Origin of the sequence: Nocardia paucivorans NBRC 100373 (assembly GCF_000308675.1) — a bacterium.
Lineage (GTDB): Bacteria > Actinomycetota > Actinomycetes > Mycobacteriales > Mycobacteriaceae > Nocardia > Nocardia paucivorans.
Genome location: NZ_BAGE01000001.1, coordinates 220,027 through 235,745, shown reverse-complemented (window position 1 = coordinate 235,745; position 15,719 = coordinate 220,027). Strand labels below are relative to the sequence as shown.

The window sequence follows — 15,719 nt, the reverse complement described above, 5'->3', positions numbered from 1 at the left end:
CTGGGGGCGGCCGGCAAACCGGGTACCGGTTCCCTACTGCGTCCGGACCCGCCGGAGGAATCCACACACAATCTGGCCCGGGAACATATCGAAGAGCATCGGCAACTCGCCGTACTGCGCAAGGTTCAGGACACGAGCACCGACGGCCACGGGCACTGAATACCGGACAAATTTCGCATATCGTTCCGAACGCTCGGGAACCGAGAATTCCGGGTTCGAATTTCACACAGGCCCCGAGCCGTCCTTTCCGGCCCGGGGCCTGCCCCGATCGGCGCCCGAGGTTGTTTATCAGGCGTGACGGAAGGTCTTACCCGACATTCCGGACAGGAAAGCGCTCCACTCGGCGGGACCAAAGGTCAGCATCGGCCCGTTTCCACGGTCCTTGGTATCTCGAACCGCTACGTTTCCGTCGCCGAGAAATGCCACTTCCACGCAGTTCCCGTCCGGACCGCTGTATGAACTCTTACGCCATACAGCGCCCGTCGTATCAACCTTCACGGTACTGACTCCTTTGCTGCATCGATCACGAAATTCGTTTTCCAGACCTACTAACTCGCACTGCTATCCGACGCCATACGTCGAATATTGCGATGTGCCCGGGGATAGCGCGAAATCTTCGACGGTGTCGAGAGTGCATTCACACTTCCGTGGACACAACGCTCTTACGGCGAAAACGCCCTCGTGGGCTGCTGCCGCGCCATGCACCCTAGCAGTTCACTACCGGGTTCGGTAGCGGTTTGCCGAGCTCTTGCCCAGAGCGCCAACGCTTTTGCCGCCCAAGTGAAGGTGACATGTTGCCAATAAATTGCCCTGCACCGAAGAAATGGCTGGTAGATGGATTCTTACACCCAACAATAGTGAGTAGTAATAGTTGCATATTCGGGTGTTGATCAATGCGCCGAGACCCCACCTGAACGGACGACCACCCCGCGGTGTGGATGATGGTGCCATGGTGGAACGTGATCGCGATGCAACGGGTCGCGCGGCCAACGCACGACCGCGCGACCGATACGGGCGACCGCTGCCACCGGGCAGCATCGGGGTCCCCCGTATCCCCGACGACCTGGACCTTCCGCCGGAACAGACCCTCTCCTACGCCCAACGGCTTCTCGACGAAGGCCTGGCCTTCAACGCCCACGAGGTACTCGAGTCCGCCTGGAAGAAGGGGCCCGCCGCCGAACGGATGCTCTGGCAGGGGCTGGCCCAGTACGCGGTGGGTCTCACCCATATCCAGCGGAACAACCCCAAGGGCGCGCGCACACTACTGACCCGCGCCATCGATAGACTCGCCGCCTTCGACCCCGCCGCCGCGGGTCATCCCCCTTCCGCCCTGCCCTACCGTATCGACGGTCCCGGCCTGATCGCCCACGCGGAGAAACTACTGTCCGCACTGGCCGCCGGAGCGACCATTACCGACGGGCCGCTGATGCCGCGTCTGTGCGTCGACCCGCCGGCCGAATCGGAAACCGACCGGTCGCCCACCTCACAGTCCCGACCCGCCCCTGACACATACCATGGCGAGGATGCCGACCGTCCCTGATACCGCCGTCCGCGCACCCACGACCCCGCCGTATCTCGGTGGGGCCGGTCGGTACGCGCCGAGCCCCTCGGGCGACCTGCACCTGGGCAATCTGCGGACCGCCCTGCTGGCCTGGCTGTTCGCCCGGTCCACCGGCCGTCGATTCGTCCTGCGCGTGGACGATCTGGACCGGGTCCGACCAGGAGCTGCGCAACGTCAACTCGATGATCTGGCCCGCATCGGGTTGGACTGGGACGGTCCGGTGATCCGCCAATCGGATCGGATGGCGCACTACCGGGCGGCGATCGACCGACTCACCGAGGCGGGCCTGACCTACGAGTGCTTCTGCACCCGGCGGGAGATCCAGCAGGCGGCCACCGCACCACACGGCCCACTGGGCGCCTATCCCGGCACCTGCCGCAACCTGAGTGTCCGCGAACTGCACCGGCGCCGCGACTCCGGCCGGCCCGCGGCACTGCGGCTGCGGACGCCCCGCACCGATTTCGAGGTCACCGATCTACTACACGGCCGCTATCGCGGCCTGGTCGACGATGTGGTGCTGTGGCGCGGCGACGGTGTGCCCGCCTACAACCTGGCCGTGGTGGTGGACGACGCGGATATGGGCGTGGACCAGGTGGTGCGCGGCGACGACCTGCTCGCCTCGACACCCCGACAGGCATATCTGGCCACCCTGCTCGGCCTACCGGTACCGCACTACGTGCACGTCCCCCTGGTCCTCAACCGGGCCGGACAGCGACTGGCCAAACGCGACGGCGCGGTGACCCTCGCCGATCGACTCGCCCTCGGAGACAGCGTCGAGGACGTGATCGGGGCGCTGGCCCGATCACTCGGATTCACCGGCCGCACCGCCGCGGAACTGCTCGACGAATTCGATCCCACGCGACTACCACACCGGCCGTGGACCCTCGACTCGGATGGGTTGTTGCAAATGGATCGTTGTCCGTAACGTACCCGACGACCGGTCTCGGCGAGCAGGACGAGGTATGCGCTATGACCAGCGGTGGACACGCACCCGACCAACATCCGCGGTATACACCGCCGCCCGGCGGTCGACCCCACCCCGGGCCGAAACCGCCACCCGGGCCACCGGGGACCCGGCAGATGGCCCCACCGCCCCACAGCCCGGACCCTGCCGAATGGCAGCGCGGCCCTACCCCACCCCCGGGTTTCGCTCCGGGCTCCGACGGATGGTTGGCGACCCAACCGCTGCACCTGCTACGGCCCCCGAACCAGGCCGGGAGCCCACCACCGTACAGTCCGAATCCCGCCGAATGGCAACCGGACGGAGCCCCGGAACCGGTGTACGAAGGCGCGGAGTACGCGGCCCCACCGCGATACACCCGCGAGCCCTACGGACAGTCGCCGGACGTCGGTAATCCCGCTGGTCTGGGGCCTCGGTTCGGAGCACGGCTGATCGACAGCGCCATCGCGGGTATCCCCGGTGGAATCCTGAGCTATTTTCTCTCGGATCTGGGCACCGCACTCTCCCTGCTCGGCTACATGCTGTTCTTCGCCATCGTCTTCGGCTATTTCGTGTTGATGGAAACGAACAGCGGTGCAACGCTGGGCAAGAAGATGCTGCATATGCGCGTACTCGCGCCCGAGGGCGCGGCCACGGTCCCCGCCCCGGTAGCCATCCGGCGCAACAGCTACCTGGCAGTGAGTATCATCCCCTACCTCGGACCGCTGATCGGGCTCGTGCTGATGATCTACATCGCCGTCACCCTCGACAAAGATCCGAACAAACAGGGCTGGCACGACAAATTCGCCGGCGGCACCCTGGTAGTCCTGGACCGACCGGGCGGGCCACCGGGCCGGTAGGACCGGACCCCGTTGGTCGGCCGGGCCGAACCGTCAGCTCAGCAGGGCGAGGATGATGAAATACAGCACCCACAGCACCGGAATCGCGACACCGGCGCAGATACCGACCACAGCCAGGACTCGCCCCTCCTGACCGCTCTGCTTGATCTGGTTCAAGGCGATAACGCCGAGGATGATCCCGACGACCGAGGTGGCGCCGCAACTCGCGAAACCCAACATCGAGGTGATCAGCGAAGCGATCGCCAAACCGTTGGTTCCCCGGCTGTTCGGGTAGCCATAGGGCTGGTAGCCCGGCGGGTACCCGACGGCGGGCTGCGCCGGCGATTGGTAGCCGGCGTACTGCGGCTGGGGCGGGGTGGAAGGGTACTGCGAATTGGGTTGCGGCACCGCGGATTCCACCGGAGTCGACGAGTACTGCGGGGCCGACGGATACTGTGGCGCCGCCGGAGCCGATGGGTAGGAAGACGGTTCGGCGCTCGGGTACTGTGGGGGCGAACCGGCCGGCGTCGGGTCCGACGACACTCCCTCACCGCCGTACTGCTTCCACCACTCGTCGGCTCCACCCGCATTAGTCATGGCTACAGCCTATTCCACAACCTGGTTTGATGAGGCGGGTGAGAGGTTCGAAAGTATCACAGCACCCGGACAACCCTGGTCGCCCCGCGCCCGAACACGCGGCATTCGCCCAGGTGGCGCGGGGCTACTATCCGCCTATCGTCGCATTGTTCACCGCGACGCTGATCATCTCCAATATCTGCGCCACCAAAGGGGTGCAGTTCTTCGCCGACAGTTCGCTGAAACTGGGGCCGTTGGAGTTGCTGCCCATCACCACCGACGGCGCCTTCTTCCTGTTTCCGCTGGCCTATGTCCTCGGCGATGTGCTCAGTGAGGTGTACGGGTTCCGCGCCACCCGGCACGCCGTCTACTACGGTTTCGCCGCGCTGCTGCTGACCGTGGCGTGTTTCGCCATCGCCATCGCCCTGCCACCGGCGGTGTTCTACGAGAACCAGGACGCCTTCCGCAGCGTTATCGGCACCACCCCGCAGCTGGTCGCCGCCGGACTCGCCGGATATGTGGTGGGGCAGTTGCTCAACTCCGCCACCCTGGTGCTCATCAAGGAACGGACCCGGGAAAAGCACCTGTGGGCCCGACTGATCGGCTCCACCGTCGTGGGGGAACTGGCCGACACCCTGATCTTCTGCTCCATCGCCGCGACCGCCATCGGCATCGACGGCTGGGGCCAGTTCGCCAACTATGTGGTGGTCGGCTTCCTGTGGAAGACGGTGGTCGAGGTACTCGTGATGCCCATCACCTATCAGGTGATCGGGCTACTCAAGAAATATGAGCCCACCTACGCGCCAACCGATCACGCGCCCCTGCACTCCTGACCCCACACGTCGACGAAACGGGCCGCGCAGGGGCGGGGACGAGCGGATCAAGGTGCGGTGATCCGCCCCTGCCAGCGGCCCAGCGTCTCCTCCCGGAACTCGTCGAAATACCCGCCCTCGATACTCGCGCGAATACGATCCACCAACCGGATGGTGAACCGCTCGTTGTGGATCGTGCACAGTGTCGAGGCCAGCATCTCCCGGGCCTTGAACAGGTGATGGATATAGGCGCGGGTGTAGTTGGCGCAGGTATAGCAGTCGCAGTTCTCGTCGATCGGGGTGAAGTCGCGTCGGAACCGGCGAGTGTCGATATTGAAACGACCCGCGTCGACATAGATTCCGCCATTGCGACCGACCCGAGAGGGGTTGACACAGTCGAAGGTGTCCGCGCCCGCCTCGACGGCGGCGAAAAGATCCTCGGGTTCGCTGATTCCGAGCATATGGCGCGGCTTGTGTTCGGGCAGCTCATCACCGCACCAGCCGACAATGGTGCCGAGATTGTGCTTCTCCAAGGCACCACCGATACCGTAACCATCGAATTCCGTTCCGGCAGCGCCCCGAATCGCTTCCAGATCACGAGATGCCTTGCGACGCAGGTCTTCGTACTGGGCACCCTGTACCACCGCGAACAGTGCCTGGTACGGGCGGTGGTACCGCTGCTCGGTCAACCGCTCGTGCTCGTCTATACAGCGCTGCGCCCAATCGTGGGTGCGCTGCACCGACTGCTCCTGATAACCGCGGGTGTTCATGAGCGTGGTCAACTCGTCGAAGGCGAACATGATGTCTGCGCCCAATCGGTGCTGGATCCCCATCGACACCTCGGGGGTGAACCGGTGTCGGGAACCGTTCAGGTGGGAACGGAAGGTGACGCCGTCGTCGTCCACCGTGGCCAGACGTTCCTTACCGGCCGCGATCACCTCGTCACTGCGCACATCCACCGTTTCCATGGCCAGCACCTTCTTGAAGCCGACCCCCAGCGACATCACCTGGAAACCGCCGCTGTCGGTGAAGGTGGGGCCGGACCAGTTCATGAAGGCGGCCAACCCCCCGGCCTCGTCGACGATATCCGGCCCCGGCTGCAGGTACAGGTGATAGGCGTTCGCCAGCAGAGCCTGCGCTCCCAGCTCCCGCATCGTCTCCGGGAGCACCGCCTTGACCGTGGCCTTGGTCCCCACCGGGATGAATGCGGGGGTGGCGATACTGCCGTGCGGGGTCCGGATGACACCGGTTCGGCCGTGCCGCCCCTCCAGACGGGCATCGATATGGAAGGAGAACCCCTTGTCGGACGCGGTTGTAGGCTCGGACACGCCGGTCATCCTCTCAGGCGGCGTCCGAACGCCGAACAGCGGCGCGAGCGAAACGCTCAGGCCTCGGCCGCGGCGGCGACGAACTGGGCGTGGTAGAGCCGATGGTAGGCGCCGCGTTCGGCGAGGAGTCGCTCGTGGGTACCGTGCTCGACGATCCGCCCCTGCTCCATGACGACAATCAGGTCGGCATCGCGGATGGTGGACAACCGATGCGCGATGACGAAGCTGGTACGGTCGCGCCGCAGTTCCGCCGTGGCCTGCTGAACCAGCAGTTCGGTGCGGGTGTCCACCGAGCTGGTCGCCTCGTCCAGGATCAGGATGGACGGTTTCGCCAGGAAAGCGCGGGCAATGGTGATGAGCTGCTTCTCCCCCGCGCTCACCCCGGCGCCCTCCTCGTCGATGACGGTGTCGTAGCCGTCGGGCAGGGCGTGCACGAATCGGTCCACATAGGCGGCTCGGGCGGCGGCGAGGATCTCATCCTCGGACGCGCGCGGATCGCCGTAGGCGATGTTCTCCCGGATCGTTCCGTGGAACAACCAGGTGTCCTGCAACACCATCCCGATCCGGGATCGCAGGACCTCCCGGGGCAGCTCGGTGATATCGACCCCGTCGATGGTGATGGTGCCCGCGTCCAGTTCGTAGAACCGCATGAGCAGGTTCACCAGTGTCGTCTTACCGGCCCCGGTAGGGCCGACGATGGCCACCACATAACCGGGTTCGGCCACCAGCGACAGCCGTTCGATAACCGGCTTGTCCGGTTCGTACCGGAACGACACCGCCTCGAACTCGACCCGCCCCCGGTCCATCGGCAGGGCCGACGGCAGCGGCGGATCCGGGCTCTGTTCCTCCGCGTCGAGAATCTCGAAGATCCGCTCGGCCGAGGCCACCCCGGACTGCAGCAGATTGGCCATGGCGCCGAGCTGGGTGAGCGGCTGGCTGAACTGGCGAGAGTACTGGATGAACGCCTGCACCTCACCCAACGACAGCTGTCCCGTGGCCACCCGCAGACCACCGACCAGGGCGACCAGCACGAAGTTCACATTCCCCAGGAACATGATCGACGGCATGATCAACCCGGAGATGAACTGCGCCTTGAAACTGGCCTGGTACAACTGCTCGTTACGGCGGTCGAACTCGGCGATGACCTCCTGACCACGACCGAAGGCGGTCACCACCTCATGGCCGGTGTAGGCCTCCTCCACCTGGGCGTTCACCATGCCGGTGTGCTTCCACTGCGCCACGAAATGCGGTTTGGAGCGTTTGGCGATCTGCGCGGTGACCGCCCCTGCCACGGGTACCGTCACCAGCGCGACCACGGCCAGCAGCGGAGAGATCCAGAACATCATCACCAGAATGGCCACCACGCTGCACAGCGAGATCAGCAGCTGACTCATGGTCTGTTGCAGCGTCTGTGACACATTGTCGACGTCATTGGTGACGCGGCTGAGTACATCCCCGCGAGGAGCGGAGTCGAAATAGCGCAACGGCAGTTTGTGGATCTTGTCCTCGACATCGCCGCGCAGCCGTTTCACCGTGCGGTTGATAACCGTATTGAGCAGATAGCCTTGCAACCAGCCGAACAGCGCGGCGGCGAGGTAGCACGCGAGCACCCATGCCAGGACCCGGCCCACGGCCGCGAAATCGACGCCGAGCCCCGGCACCACATCCATACCGGTCAACATGTCCGCGAGGGTGTTCTGACCTCGAGCGCGCAACCCCTCGACGGCTTCGTCCTTGCTCAGCCCGGCGGGCAGCCGTTTACCGATGACACCGTCGAAGACGGTGTCGGTGGCCTTACCCAGCAGATATGGCCCCAGCGTGTTCAGCACCACCGAGGTGGCCGCCAATACCACGATGGCCACCACATACCTGCGTTCCGGGACGAGCCGGCTCAGCAACCGCCTCAGTGACGGCCCGAATGATTTGGGTTTCGCATCCGGAGCCCCCGGCCCCGGCATCCCCGGCCTCATCGCGCCTCCTTGCTCATGCGGGACACCCGCACCCGGTCGGCGCCGACGAGCACCGCGCGATTGTCGCTCATCGCGCCTGCTGTGCTCATGCGGGACACCCGCACCCGGTCGGCGCCGACGAGCACCGCGCAATTGTCGCTCATCGCGCCTCCTCGGCACTCAGCTGCGATTCGACGATCTCCCGGTACTCCGCGCATTCACGCAGGAGCTGCTCATGGGTGCCGAGACCGGCCATTCGTCCGTCCTCGAGGACCACGATCTGGTCGGCGTCGCGAATGGTGGCGACCCGCTGGGCCACGATGATCACCGCGGAGTCGGCGGTTTCCGGACGTAGCGCCTCCCGCAACCGGGCATCGGTGGCGACATCGAGTGCGGAGAACGAATCGTCGAACAAATAGATCCGCGGCCGGCGCACCAGGGCGCGGGCAATGGCCAATCGCTGCCGCTGCCCACCGGAGACCGTAGTGCCGCCCTGGGCGAGTGGAGTCTGTAGCCCTTGGGGCATCTCCCGGACGAAATCCGCGGCCTGGGCGATCTCCAGGGCATGCCACAGTTCCTCGTCGGTGGCATCCGGTTTCCCGTAACGGAGATTACTGGCCACCGTCCCGGAGAACAGATACGCCTTCTGCGGGACCAGGCCGATCTCGGCACGCAGCACGGCCGGGTCCAGCTCCCGCACATCGGTGCCGCCGACATGGACCGCGCCCTCCGTAACATCCATGAGCCGCGGAATCAGGTTGATCAGAGTGGTCTTGCCCGCCCCGGTGGAGCCGACGATGGCGGTGGTCCGTCCCGGTTCCACTCGAAAATCGATCCCGCTCAGCACCGGTTTCTCGGCGCCGGGGAAGCTGAATCCGGCCGAGCGCAGCTCCACCAGCCCAGGGTCCTCCCGGAACGGCTGCGGCACCGCCGGCGGCCGCACCGACGATTCGGTGCGCAACACCTCGCCGATCCGGTCCGCCGACACCGCCGCGCGGGGGGCCATCATGGCAAGGAACGACGCCATCATGACGGCCATCAGGATCTGCATGATGTAGGCCAGCATCGCGGTGAGCGAACCGATCTGCATCTGTCCGGAGTCGACGGCGTGACCGCCGAACCAGATCACCGCGACCGTGGTGAGGTTGCTGATCAGCATGACCGTCGGAAACATCAGCGCCATCAACCGACCGACCCGCAGGGCGGTATCGGTGAGCGCGGTATTGGCCAGGCCGAACCGCCAGACCTCCCGCCGCTCCCGCACGAAGGCGCGCACCACCCGGATACCGGTGATCTGTTCGCGCAGAATCCGATTGACCGTATCGAGACGGGCCTGCATCTCTCGGAAACCGGGCACCATCCGGGCTATGAGCACACCCATGCTCGATGCGAGTACCGGTACCGCGATCAACAGCACCCAGGACAGTCCGAGGCTTTCCCGCAGCGCCATGATGATGCCACCCACGCACATGATCGGCGCCATCACCAATACGGTGGACGCCATGACGATGAGCAGCTGCATCTGCTGAATATCGTTGGTATTGCGGGTGATCAGCGAGGGGGCGCCGAATAGGCCGACCTCCCGCGCGGAGAATGTGCCCACTCGATGCAATACCGCCGCGCGCAGATCACGACCCGCGGCCATGGCGGCATTGGCGGCGAGATACACCGACGCGGCCGAGGCGATGATCTGCACCCCCGACACCAGCAGCATGCGCATCCCGGCCGACCAGATATAGCCGATATCGCCCTTGGTGACGCCCTCGTCGATCAGGTCCGCGTTCAGGCTCGGCAGATACAACATGGCGATCACCGAGATCAGTTGCAGCACCACCACACCGGCCAACTGGGACCGGTAAGGGGCCATATATCTGCGGAGCAACGAGATGAGCATGATGATCGCAGGCTACCGGCAGACACCGACCTCGGTCTCGGCGATTTCCGCCGGGGCCGCGCGAGGTTCGCGGCGCACCCAGGCGCCGGGATCGGCGGTGAGTTCGACGAGGAAATCCGGTAGTTCACCCGCCGCGATATCGGCAATGGTCACATTCTCGAGCACGGCCCGGATATTCACGCGCAGCGCGATCCACACCCGCTGCAGCGCATCCGCCGCCCCGGTGTAGTGCACGTCCTCGGGCCGCTGCCCGCGCACCGAGGCCAGGGGTCCTTCCACCGCTCGGATCACATCGGCCACCGATATATCCGCGGCCGGACGCGCCAGCCGGTAGCCACCGTCGGGCCCACGCCGACTGGTGACCAGGCCGGTCCGCCGCAATTCCCCGAGCACACCTTCCAGCACCTTGGGCGGTATCTGCTGGGATATCGCGATCGTTTCGGATTTCACCGCCACCGACTGCGTCGCCGCCGCGATCTCGAGCAGGGTGCGAACAGCATGGTCCACCCTCGCGGAGATATGCACGACCAACCTGACCTTTCCGGCTGCTATGCCGTCTGCTGACCAGATCGAATCTACGCGGCGCGGCGCTCGAGCACCGCCGTTGCGGCGTCCAGGAGGGTGGACTCCACCAATTCGTCGGAGGCCTCGGGAACCATTTCCATGGACAGCAACGCCACCCGCAAGGCTTCGAGCGCGGCTGCGGCCCGTAGTTTCGCCTCTGCGGTGGGCTCGGGCCCCGCCAGCCAGGCACACAGGGTCTGGTGCGCGTTCCACAGTTCCGGGTAGCGATCGCCCATGGCGTTGAAGATCGCCACGGTGTCGCGCAAGATCAGCGCGCCGGCGTCACGGTGGCGCATCATGCCGCGCACATAGGTTCGCAGGACAGCGCGCCGGCCCTCGGCGTCGTAGGGCACACCCGCTATATCGGCAACCACGGTGCGCAGATGGTCGAGGATCGGATCGATGATCGCAACCAGCAGATCCAGTTTCGAGGAGTAGTGATAGTAGAGGGACGCCTTTGTGATTCCTACCGCATCGGCGACCTCCCGGAGGCTGGTGGGCTCGAACCCTTTGGTCCCGAACAGCCGTACAGCCGCGTCCCTGATCGCCTGTTTAGTGCCTCCAACTGCGGAAATACCGCAGGATGCATCACGTATGGCCATTCACTTCCTCTCATCAACCCTGACGCCGAGCGCACGATCCCCCGCACCGGACCGGGTTGTCCCGTTCCATAACCCACGGGTAGTCTACCTACCGCACGGTAGGCAAAGGCGCGTTTAATGGAGGCAGGCCGAGGAAGGCCGCGGTGAGGCGCTGTCTACAGGTTGTCCAAAGGTTTCGGATCGAAACCCCGCCCCAAGCACGTCCCAGCTATTGCTAGGAGAAACTCCTCGTGTCCGTATATCTATACCGATGGGGAAGGTTCGCTTTCCGCCGGAAATGGATAGTGCTACCGGCCTGGCTGCTGCTCCTCGTACTTCTCGGCGGCTTCTCCGCCACCGTGGCCAAACCATTCCAGGACAAGTTCGAAATGCCGGGCCTGCCCTCCGAACGAGCCACCCGAATCCTCGAAGAACATATGCCGGAAATGGCGTCGATGTTCAGCCTCGACGCCATCACCGGCACCTATGTCATCGCCGCACCGAGCGGCACCCTGACCGACGCGAACAACAAGAGCGCGCTACAGGCCTTCGTTCAGGAACTGAACCGGCTCGATATCGTCGATCACACCAAACCGCTGATCGATCCGGTCACCACGACCATGATGATGCCCGCGAGCTCTGCGGCCGCCGCCAAACAGGCCGAGGCCGCGGCAACGGGTGGCAAGCCGTCGGTACCGACGCCGAACTGCCTCGACGGTAAGGACTCCCCCGAGTTCAAGGCCCTGTGCGGCGGCGCCCCGCTGAACGTGCTCAATACCGAACGGCCCAATACCGTCGCCGTACTCGACGTCCCGTTCACCATGGCGTCCTTCTCCGATATCACCCCGGAGGACCGGGAGAAGGCCCAGGCGGTCGCCGACAAGGCACGCGCCGCGGGGCTCACCGTCGAGATGACCGGCTCCATCGCCCAGGAGCAGCCCGAAACGGGTCGGTCCGAGATGATCGGTATCGCTGTCGCGTTCATCGTGATGATGATCGCCTTCGGCGCCATCATCGCCTCGTTCGTGCCGATCGTCACCGGTGTGGTGGGTGTCGCCTGCGCCGGCGCGCTCATCCTGACCGGTACCTCGCTGACCGCGGTCCCAACCTTCACCCCGATACTGGCCTCGATGATCGGTCTGGCGCTGTCGATCGACTACGCCTTGTTCATCGTGTCCCGGTACAAGCACGAATTGGCCGTGCAGAAGTCCCCGGAAGAAGCGGCCGGTGTCGCGGTCGGCACCGCCGGGTCCGCGGTGGTGTTCGCCGGTCTCACGGTCGTCATCGCCCTGCTCGGCCTCAGCGTGGTCGGTGTCGGCTTCCTCACCATGATGGGTCTGGGCGGCGCGATCGCCGCGGCGTTCGCAGTCCTGGTCGCCATCACCCTGATGCCCGCCCTGCTGGGTGCGCTCGGCCGATTCCTGTTCAAGCCGAAGCTGCCCCTGGTCGCCCAGCACGACCCCGAGGACGACACCGTCGTCACCAATGGCGTGCGCTTCGCCCGGCTGATCGCCAAGGCACCGGCCGTGGCCCTGGTACTGAGCGCGGTCGTTCTCGGCGCCCTCGCGGCGCCCGCGCTGAACCTGAACCTGGGTCTGCCCGGCGGCGACAGCATGCCCGCGGACTCCTCCGCACGCAAGGCCTACGAGCTGCAGACCGAAGGCTTCGGCGAGGGTAGGAACGGCACCCTGATGGTCGCGGTCGATCTCTCCGCGGTGCCCGGGGACCAGCGCGACGTGGCCCTCACCGATCTGCGCGACCGGCTGGCCGGCTACGAGGGCATGGACTATCTGTCCGCCGCCCAGCCCAGCCCCGACGGTCAGGCCGCCCTGTTCTCGGCGGTGCCGAAGTCCGGCCCCAACAGCAAGGACACCCAGGATCTGGTGGTCCACGCCCGCGACGCCGAAGCCGAACTGAAGGATCGGTACGGCATGGAATACGGCATCACGGGTGTCACTGCCATCTATGCCGACGTCAACCGGGTGCTGCTCACCAGCATCCTGCCGTACCTGGCGATCGTGGCGAGCGCGGCCTTCGTGCTGCTGGTGATGGTGTTCCGGTCCATTCTGGTTCCGCTCACCGCGGCGATCGGATTCCTGCTGTCGATGGCCGCCACCTTCGGTGTCACGGTGCTGATCTTCCAGGAGGGCGCGTTCGGGATCATCGACGACACCCACCCGATCATCAGCTTCCTGCCGATCATGCTGATCGGCCTGGTATTCGGCCTCGCCATGGACTACCAGGTGTTCCTGGTGACCCGCATGCGCGAGGAATACGTGCACGGCAAGTCGCCCAAGCAGGCGATGGTCGACGGCTACCATCACGGCGCCCGTGTGGTGACCGCGGCGGCCGTCATCATGATCTCGGTCTTCGGCGGCTTCATGCTGGCGCCCGATATCACCTCGAAGTCCATGGGCTTCGCCATGGCCGCCGGCGTGTTCTTCGACGCCTTCCTGGTGCGCATGGTCCTGATCCCGTCACTGCTGGTGCTGCTGGGCGAACGGGCCTGGTGGATCCCCAAGTGGCTCGACCGCATCCTGCCGGATATCGACGTCGAGGGTGCCAAGGTCCGCGACCTGCAGCAGCGCGAGACCGATGCCGCCACGACCACCGATCGGCAACCCGCCGAGGTCGGCTGAGTCCGAACCGCCACGGCAGACGACCGACCGGTGCCCCACGATCGTGGGGCACCGGTCGGTCGTTTTTCTTCGACTACTGGCTCGGCTCGGGCAGATTACAGTCGCCGATTTGGGGATTCACCCCCATGTAGTTGAGCGGGCCGGCCAATACCGTGGCCGCGAGAGTGGCCAGTCCCGGGCAGGTTTCGGGCGCGGCGCTGAAATACCCCCGCTGCCCGGCGGCCACCAGGCCCGCCACCAACCAGATCAAGACGATCACACTGAGAAATCTGCTACCGGCATATGTGGTGCGCATGACAATCGGTCCTTCCGAGTCCCCGATATTGCGGGGATACCCGCTGCAAGCCGGTCTATCCGCACGCCCTTCACGCATATGGGAGATACCCACCTCGACCTCTGGCGAAGTATCGCCCTCGTCGACCTCGGTGGACAGAACCCGTCGGCCACCAGGCGTAGGTGCGCACCGGGTTCACGGTGATGACATCGGCGATCGACACCAGGGTCCGGGGCACGATGCCGTCGAAGTGCTCCAGGCCGGGGACGAACAGCGCTTCGACGCCGGCGCGACCGATCGCATACACCAATTCGCCGATCGGATCCTCGGTGAACTCGCCGAATACGATCGCCTTGCACAGGTCGTACCCGAATCGCTTGGCCAGACTGCGCATCTGCGCCTTGTCCCACTGCTGATGAACACCGGACTTGGCTTTCCGCAAATGTCCGAGCCTTCGGTTTCGTCATGTGATGATCCCCTGCCGTAATGAAATCCCCCAAGCGAATGGGTCCGCATACTCTGTTCGGTCGGTCACGTGCTTTTCAGCCCCATGACGACGCGCTCCAGCAGCACCACGTCATCACAGACGTCGGCATCCATGACGGAAAACCGTTGTCGGACGCCGTGAACGAACTATCCGTGCTGTTGACCGAAAGGCCGATACGCGCGAGCACTGGAACCTGGTTCACTGGCGCAGCTCGAGGCGGATCCGTCCACGGCACAGGATCTGTACCGCCGAGATCGCCCCCGGAAGACCATCGAGGTCCTACCCAACATCATCCGTCGACTGCATGGTGCCGCGAGGGAACTGTCCGAGGACGAGAAGGCCCACGTATACACACTTCTCACTGCCGCGTATGTACTCGCCGAACGGTCGGCTCGACGAACCGGCCACCTACTGCTCACTCTGCCCGCACTGGAGTTGGCCGACACCTACGCACCGATGGCCGATGACCCCAACTGGGGTGCGTTCTCCATCCTGGTCCGCGCCCGAGTGCTCACCCATTACGGGGAATCGGAAGTCACCGGACAACTCATCGACTCGGCAATAGTGATGGCCGACGACAGTCGTGCCGGTCTGGTCCTGGACGGCTACGCTCACCTTGCCGCCACGGTGAACGATGCCCGGAAACTGAACTACACGGGAGCGTCCGACCATATCGAGGCGGCTCGCGAGATCGCCGCACGCACCGGCGAGACAGACCTGCACCTGGTGGACTTCGGGCCGCTCAACACCGGGATCCACTCTCATGCGGTCGAGCTGGAAGCCGGCGACCCGAACCGGTCGGCGATCGAGGGAGCCGCGCTCACCTACCCGGCCGGAGCATCACGCACCCGGATAGCCCACCACTGGCAGGACAATGCGCGGGCCTGGCCGATGTCGGGCAAACCGGACAAGGCTCTGGCCTCGCTGCACCAGGCCCGCGCCGCGGCGCCCCAACAAACACGCCTGCACCCATCGGTACGGGAAACGGTGCGCGGGATAGCGGCGGCGCAACGGCGACAGAGCGAGGGGCCGGCGGGCTTCGCGTCCTGGCTCGGCACGATGCTGTAGCACCCGAAATCGCCGACACGACCGACGGATAGACATGAAAATGCCCCCCACCCGGTATTCCGGATGAGGGGCGTGAGCGGTGGCGGAGGGATTTGAACCCTCGGAGGGGGGTTACCCCTCACACGCTTTCGAGGCGTGCTCCTTAGGCCGCTCGGACACGCCACCGCGGACAACCATACCGTAACGTTGGGCTATCACTAAATCCGC

General features: G+C 65.2%; 15 protein-coding genes, 1 tRNA gene and 1 pseudogene. 6 read left to right on the top strand and 11 right to left on the bottom strand.

Features of this window, described 5'->3' with window-relative positions; all coding sequences use genetic code 11:
- Window positions 1-288: 288 nt before the first annotated feature.
- A complete protein-coding gene (locus ON32_RS27460; protein WP_083873814.1) occupies window positions 289-498 on the bottom strand; it encodes a DUF397 domain-containing protein in 210 nt (69 codons plus the stop codon).
- Window positions 499-949: 451 nt separating this feature from the next.
- On the opposite strand from ON32_RS27460, the pseudogene ON32_RS00995 reads away from it, so the two are divergent.
- The 3 genes and pseudogenes from ON32_RS00995 to ON32_RS00985 form a co-directional block, all read left to right on the top strand.
- Window positions 950-1,441 (top strand): annotated as a pseudogene (locus tag ON32_RS00995) (DUF309 domain-containing protein); the annotation flags it as partial.
- Window positions 1,442-1,523: 82 nt separating this feature from the next.
- Complete coding sequence (gluQRS, locus tag ON32_RS00990; RefSeq protein ID WP_051132721.1) at window positions 1,524-2,486, top strand: tRNA glutamyl-Q(34) synthetase GluQRS; 963 nt, start codon at window positions 1,524-1,526, stop codon at window positions 2,484-2,486.
- A 155-nt stretch (window positions 2,487-2,641) separates the two neighbouring features.
- Window positions 2,642-3,361: an RDD family protein gene (locus tag ON32_RS00985; RefSeq protein ID WP_040787986.1), complete on the top strand. Its 720-nt coding sequence runs from the start codon at window positions 2,642-2,644 to the stop codon at window positions 3,359-3,361.
- 33 nt (window positions 3,362-3,394) lie between these two features.
- On the opposite strand, the gene ON32_RS00980 is transcribed toward ON32_RS00985, so the two are convergent.
- On the bottom strand, window positions 3,395-3,937 hold the full coding sequence (locus ON32_RS00980; RefSeq protein ID WP_051132719.1) for a DUF4190 domain-containing protein: 543 nt from the start codon (window positions 3,935-3,937) through the stop codon (window positions 3,395-3,397).
- 29 nt (window positions 3,938-3,966) lie between these two features.
- On the opposite strand from ON32_RS00980, the gene ON32_RS00975 reads away from it, so the two are divergent.
- On the top strand, window positions 3,967-4,749 hold the full coding sequence (locus ON32_RS00975) for a queuosine precursor transporter (RefSeq protein ID WP_040787875.1): 783 nt from the start codon (window positions 3,967-3,969) through the stop codon (window positions 4,747-4,749).
- A gap of 47 nt (window positions 4,750-4,796) precedes the next feature.
- Here ON32_RS00975 and tgt read toward each other — a convergent pair whose 3' ends face one another.
- The 6 genes from tgt to ON32_RS00950 are packed head-to-tail and all read right to left on the bottom strand — an operon-like array spanning window position 4,797 to window position 11,065.
- Window positions 4,797-6,056: a tRNA guanosine(34) transglycosylase Tgt gene (tgt, locus tag ON32_RS00970; protein WP_245550730.1), complete on the bottom strand. Its 1,260-nt coding sequence runs from the start codon at window positions 6,054-6,056 to the stop codon at window positions 4,797-4,799.
- A 56-nt stretch (window positions 6,057-6,112) separates the two neighbouring features.
- Window positions 6,113-8,026, bottom strand: a complete 1,914-nt coding sequence (locus tag ON32_RS00965) for an ABC transporter ATP-binding protein (protein ID WP_040787872.1) — start codon at window positions 8,024-8,026, stop codon at window positions 6,113-6,115.
- On the bottom strand, window positions 8,023-8,169 hold the full coding sequence (locus ON32_RS29260) for a hypothetical protein (RefSeq protein WP_169331565.1): 147 nt from the start codon (window positions 8,167-8,169) through the stop codon (window positions 8,023-8,025). Before ON32_RS29260 ends, ON32_RS00965 begins: the two co-directional genes overlap by 4 nt.
- Complete coding sequence (locus ON32_RS00960) at window positions 8,166-9,899, bottom strand: ABC transporter ATP-binding protein (protein ID WP_040787870.1); 1,734 nt, start codon at window positions 9,897-9,899, stop codon at window positions 8,166-8,168. Before ON32_RS00960 ends, ON32_RS29260 begins: the two co-directional genes overlap by 4 nt.
- Window positions 9,900-9,911: 12 nt before the next feature.
- On the bottom strand, window positions 9,912-10,424 hold the full coding sequence (locus ON32_RS00955) for an RrF2 family transcriptional regulator (RefSeq protein WP_040787868.1): 513 nt from the start codon (window positions 10,422-10,424) through the stop codon (window positions 9,912-9,914).
- Between the two features lie 50 nt (window positions 10,425-10,474).
- Entirely contained in the window at window positions 10,475-11,065 is a 591-nt protein-coding gene (locus ON32_RS00950; protein WP_040787866.1) for a TetR/AcrR family transcriptional regulator, read from the bottom strand.
- A gap of 230 nt (window positions 11,066-11,295) precedes the next feature.
- Between ON32_RS00950 and ON32_RS00945 the strand changes: the two genes are divergently transcribed.
- Window positions 11,296-13,683, top strand: coding sequence for an MMPL family transporter (locus tag ON32_RS00945; RefSeq protein ID WP_040787864.1), 2,388 nt, complete (start codon window positions 11,296-11,298; stop codon window positions 13,681-13,683).
- A 73-nt stretch (window positions 13,684-13,756) separates the two neighbouring features.
- Here ON32_RS00945 and ON32_RS00940 read toward each other — a convergent pair whose 3' ends face one another.
- Window positions 13,757-13,978, bottom strand: coding sequence for a hypothetical protein (locus ON32_RS00940; RefSeq protein WP_040787862.1), 222 nt, complete (start codon window positions 13,976-13,978; stop codon window positions 13,757-13,759).
- A 70-nt stretch (window positions 13,979-14,048) separates the two neighbouring features.
- Window positions 14,049-14,399, bottom strand: coding sequence for a hypothetical protein (locus tag ON32_RS00935; RefSeq protein WP_174361588.1), 351 nt, complete (start codon window positions 14,397-14,399; stop codon window positions 14,049-14,051).
- Window positions 14,400-14,900: 501 nt separating this feature from the next.
- Between ON32_RS00935 and ON32_RS00930 the strand changes: the two genes are divergently transcribed.
- Window positions 14,901-15,512, top strand: a complete 612-nt coding sequence (locus ON32_RS00930) for a hypothetical protein (protein WP_157224032.1) — start codon at window positions 14,901-14,903, stop codon at window positions 15,510-15,512.
- 77 nt (window positions 15,513-15,589) lie between these two features.
- Here the strand turns inward: ON32_RS00930 and ON32_RS00925 are convergent.
- Window positions 15,590-15,677: transfer RNA gene (locus tag ON32_RS00925), tRNA-Ser, on the bottom strand.
- Window positions 15,678-15,719 lie beyond the last annotated feature (42 nt).

Coding starts and splice junctions, on each gene's coding strand:
- gluQRS (WP_051132721.1), top strand. CDS start 1,524: ATGCCGACCGTCCCTGATACCGCCGTCCGCGCACCCACGACCCCGCCG.
- ON32_RS00950 (WP_040787866.1), bottom strand. CDS start 11,065: ATGGCCATACGTGATGCATCCTGCGGTATTTCCGCAGTTGGAGGCACT.
- ON32_RS00960 (WP_040787870.1), bottom strand. CDS start 9,899: ATGCTCATCTCGTTGCTCCGCAGATATATGGCCCCTTACCGGTCCCAG.
- ON32_RS29260 (WP_169331565.1), bottom strand. CDS start 8,169: ATGAGCGACAATTGCGCGGTGCTCGTCGGCGCCGACCGGGTGCGGGTG.
- ON32_RS00975 (WP_040787875.1), top strand. CDS start 3,967: ATGAGGCGGGTGAGAGGTTCGAAAGTATCACAGCACCCGGACAACCCT.
- ON32_RS00930 (WP_157224032.1), top strand. CDS start 14,901: ATGGCCGATGACCCCAACTGGGGTGCGTTCTCCATCCTGGTCCGCGCC.
- ON32_RS00940 (WP_040787862.1), bottom strand. CDS start 13,978: ATGCGCACCACATATGCCGGTAGCAGATTTCTCAGTGTGATCGTCTTG.
- ON32_RS00985 (WP_040787986.1), top strand. CDS start 2,642: ATGGCCCCACCGCCCCACAGCCCGGACCCTGCCGAATGGCAGCGCGGC.
- ON32_RS00965 (WP_040787872.1), bottom strand. CDS start 8,026: ATGAGGCCGGGGATGCCGGGGCCGGGGGCTCCGGATGCGAAACCCAAA.
- ON32_RS00980 (WP_051132719.1), bottom strand. CDS start 3,937: ATGACTAATGCGGGTGGAGCCGACGAGTGGTGGAAGCAGTACGGCGGT.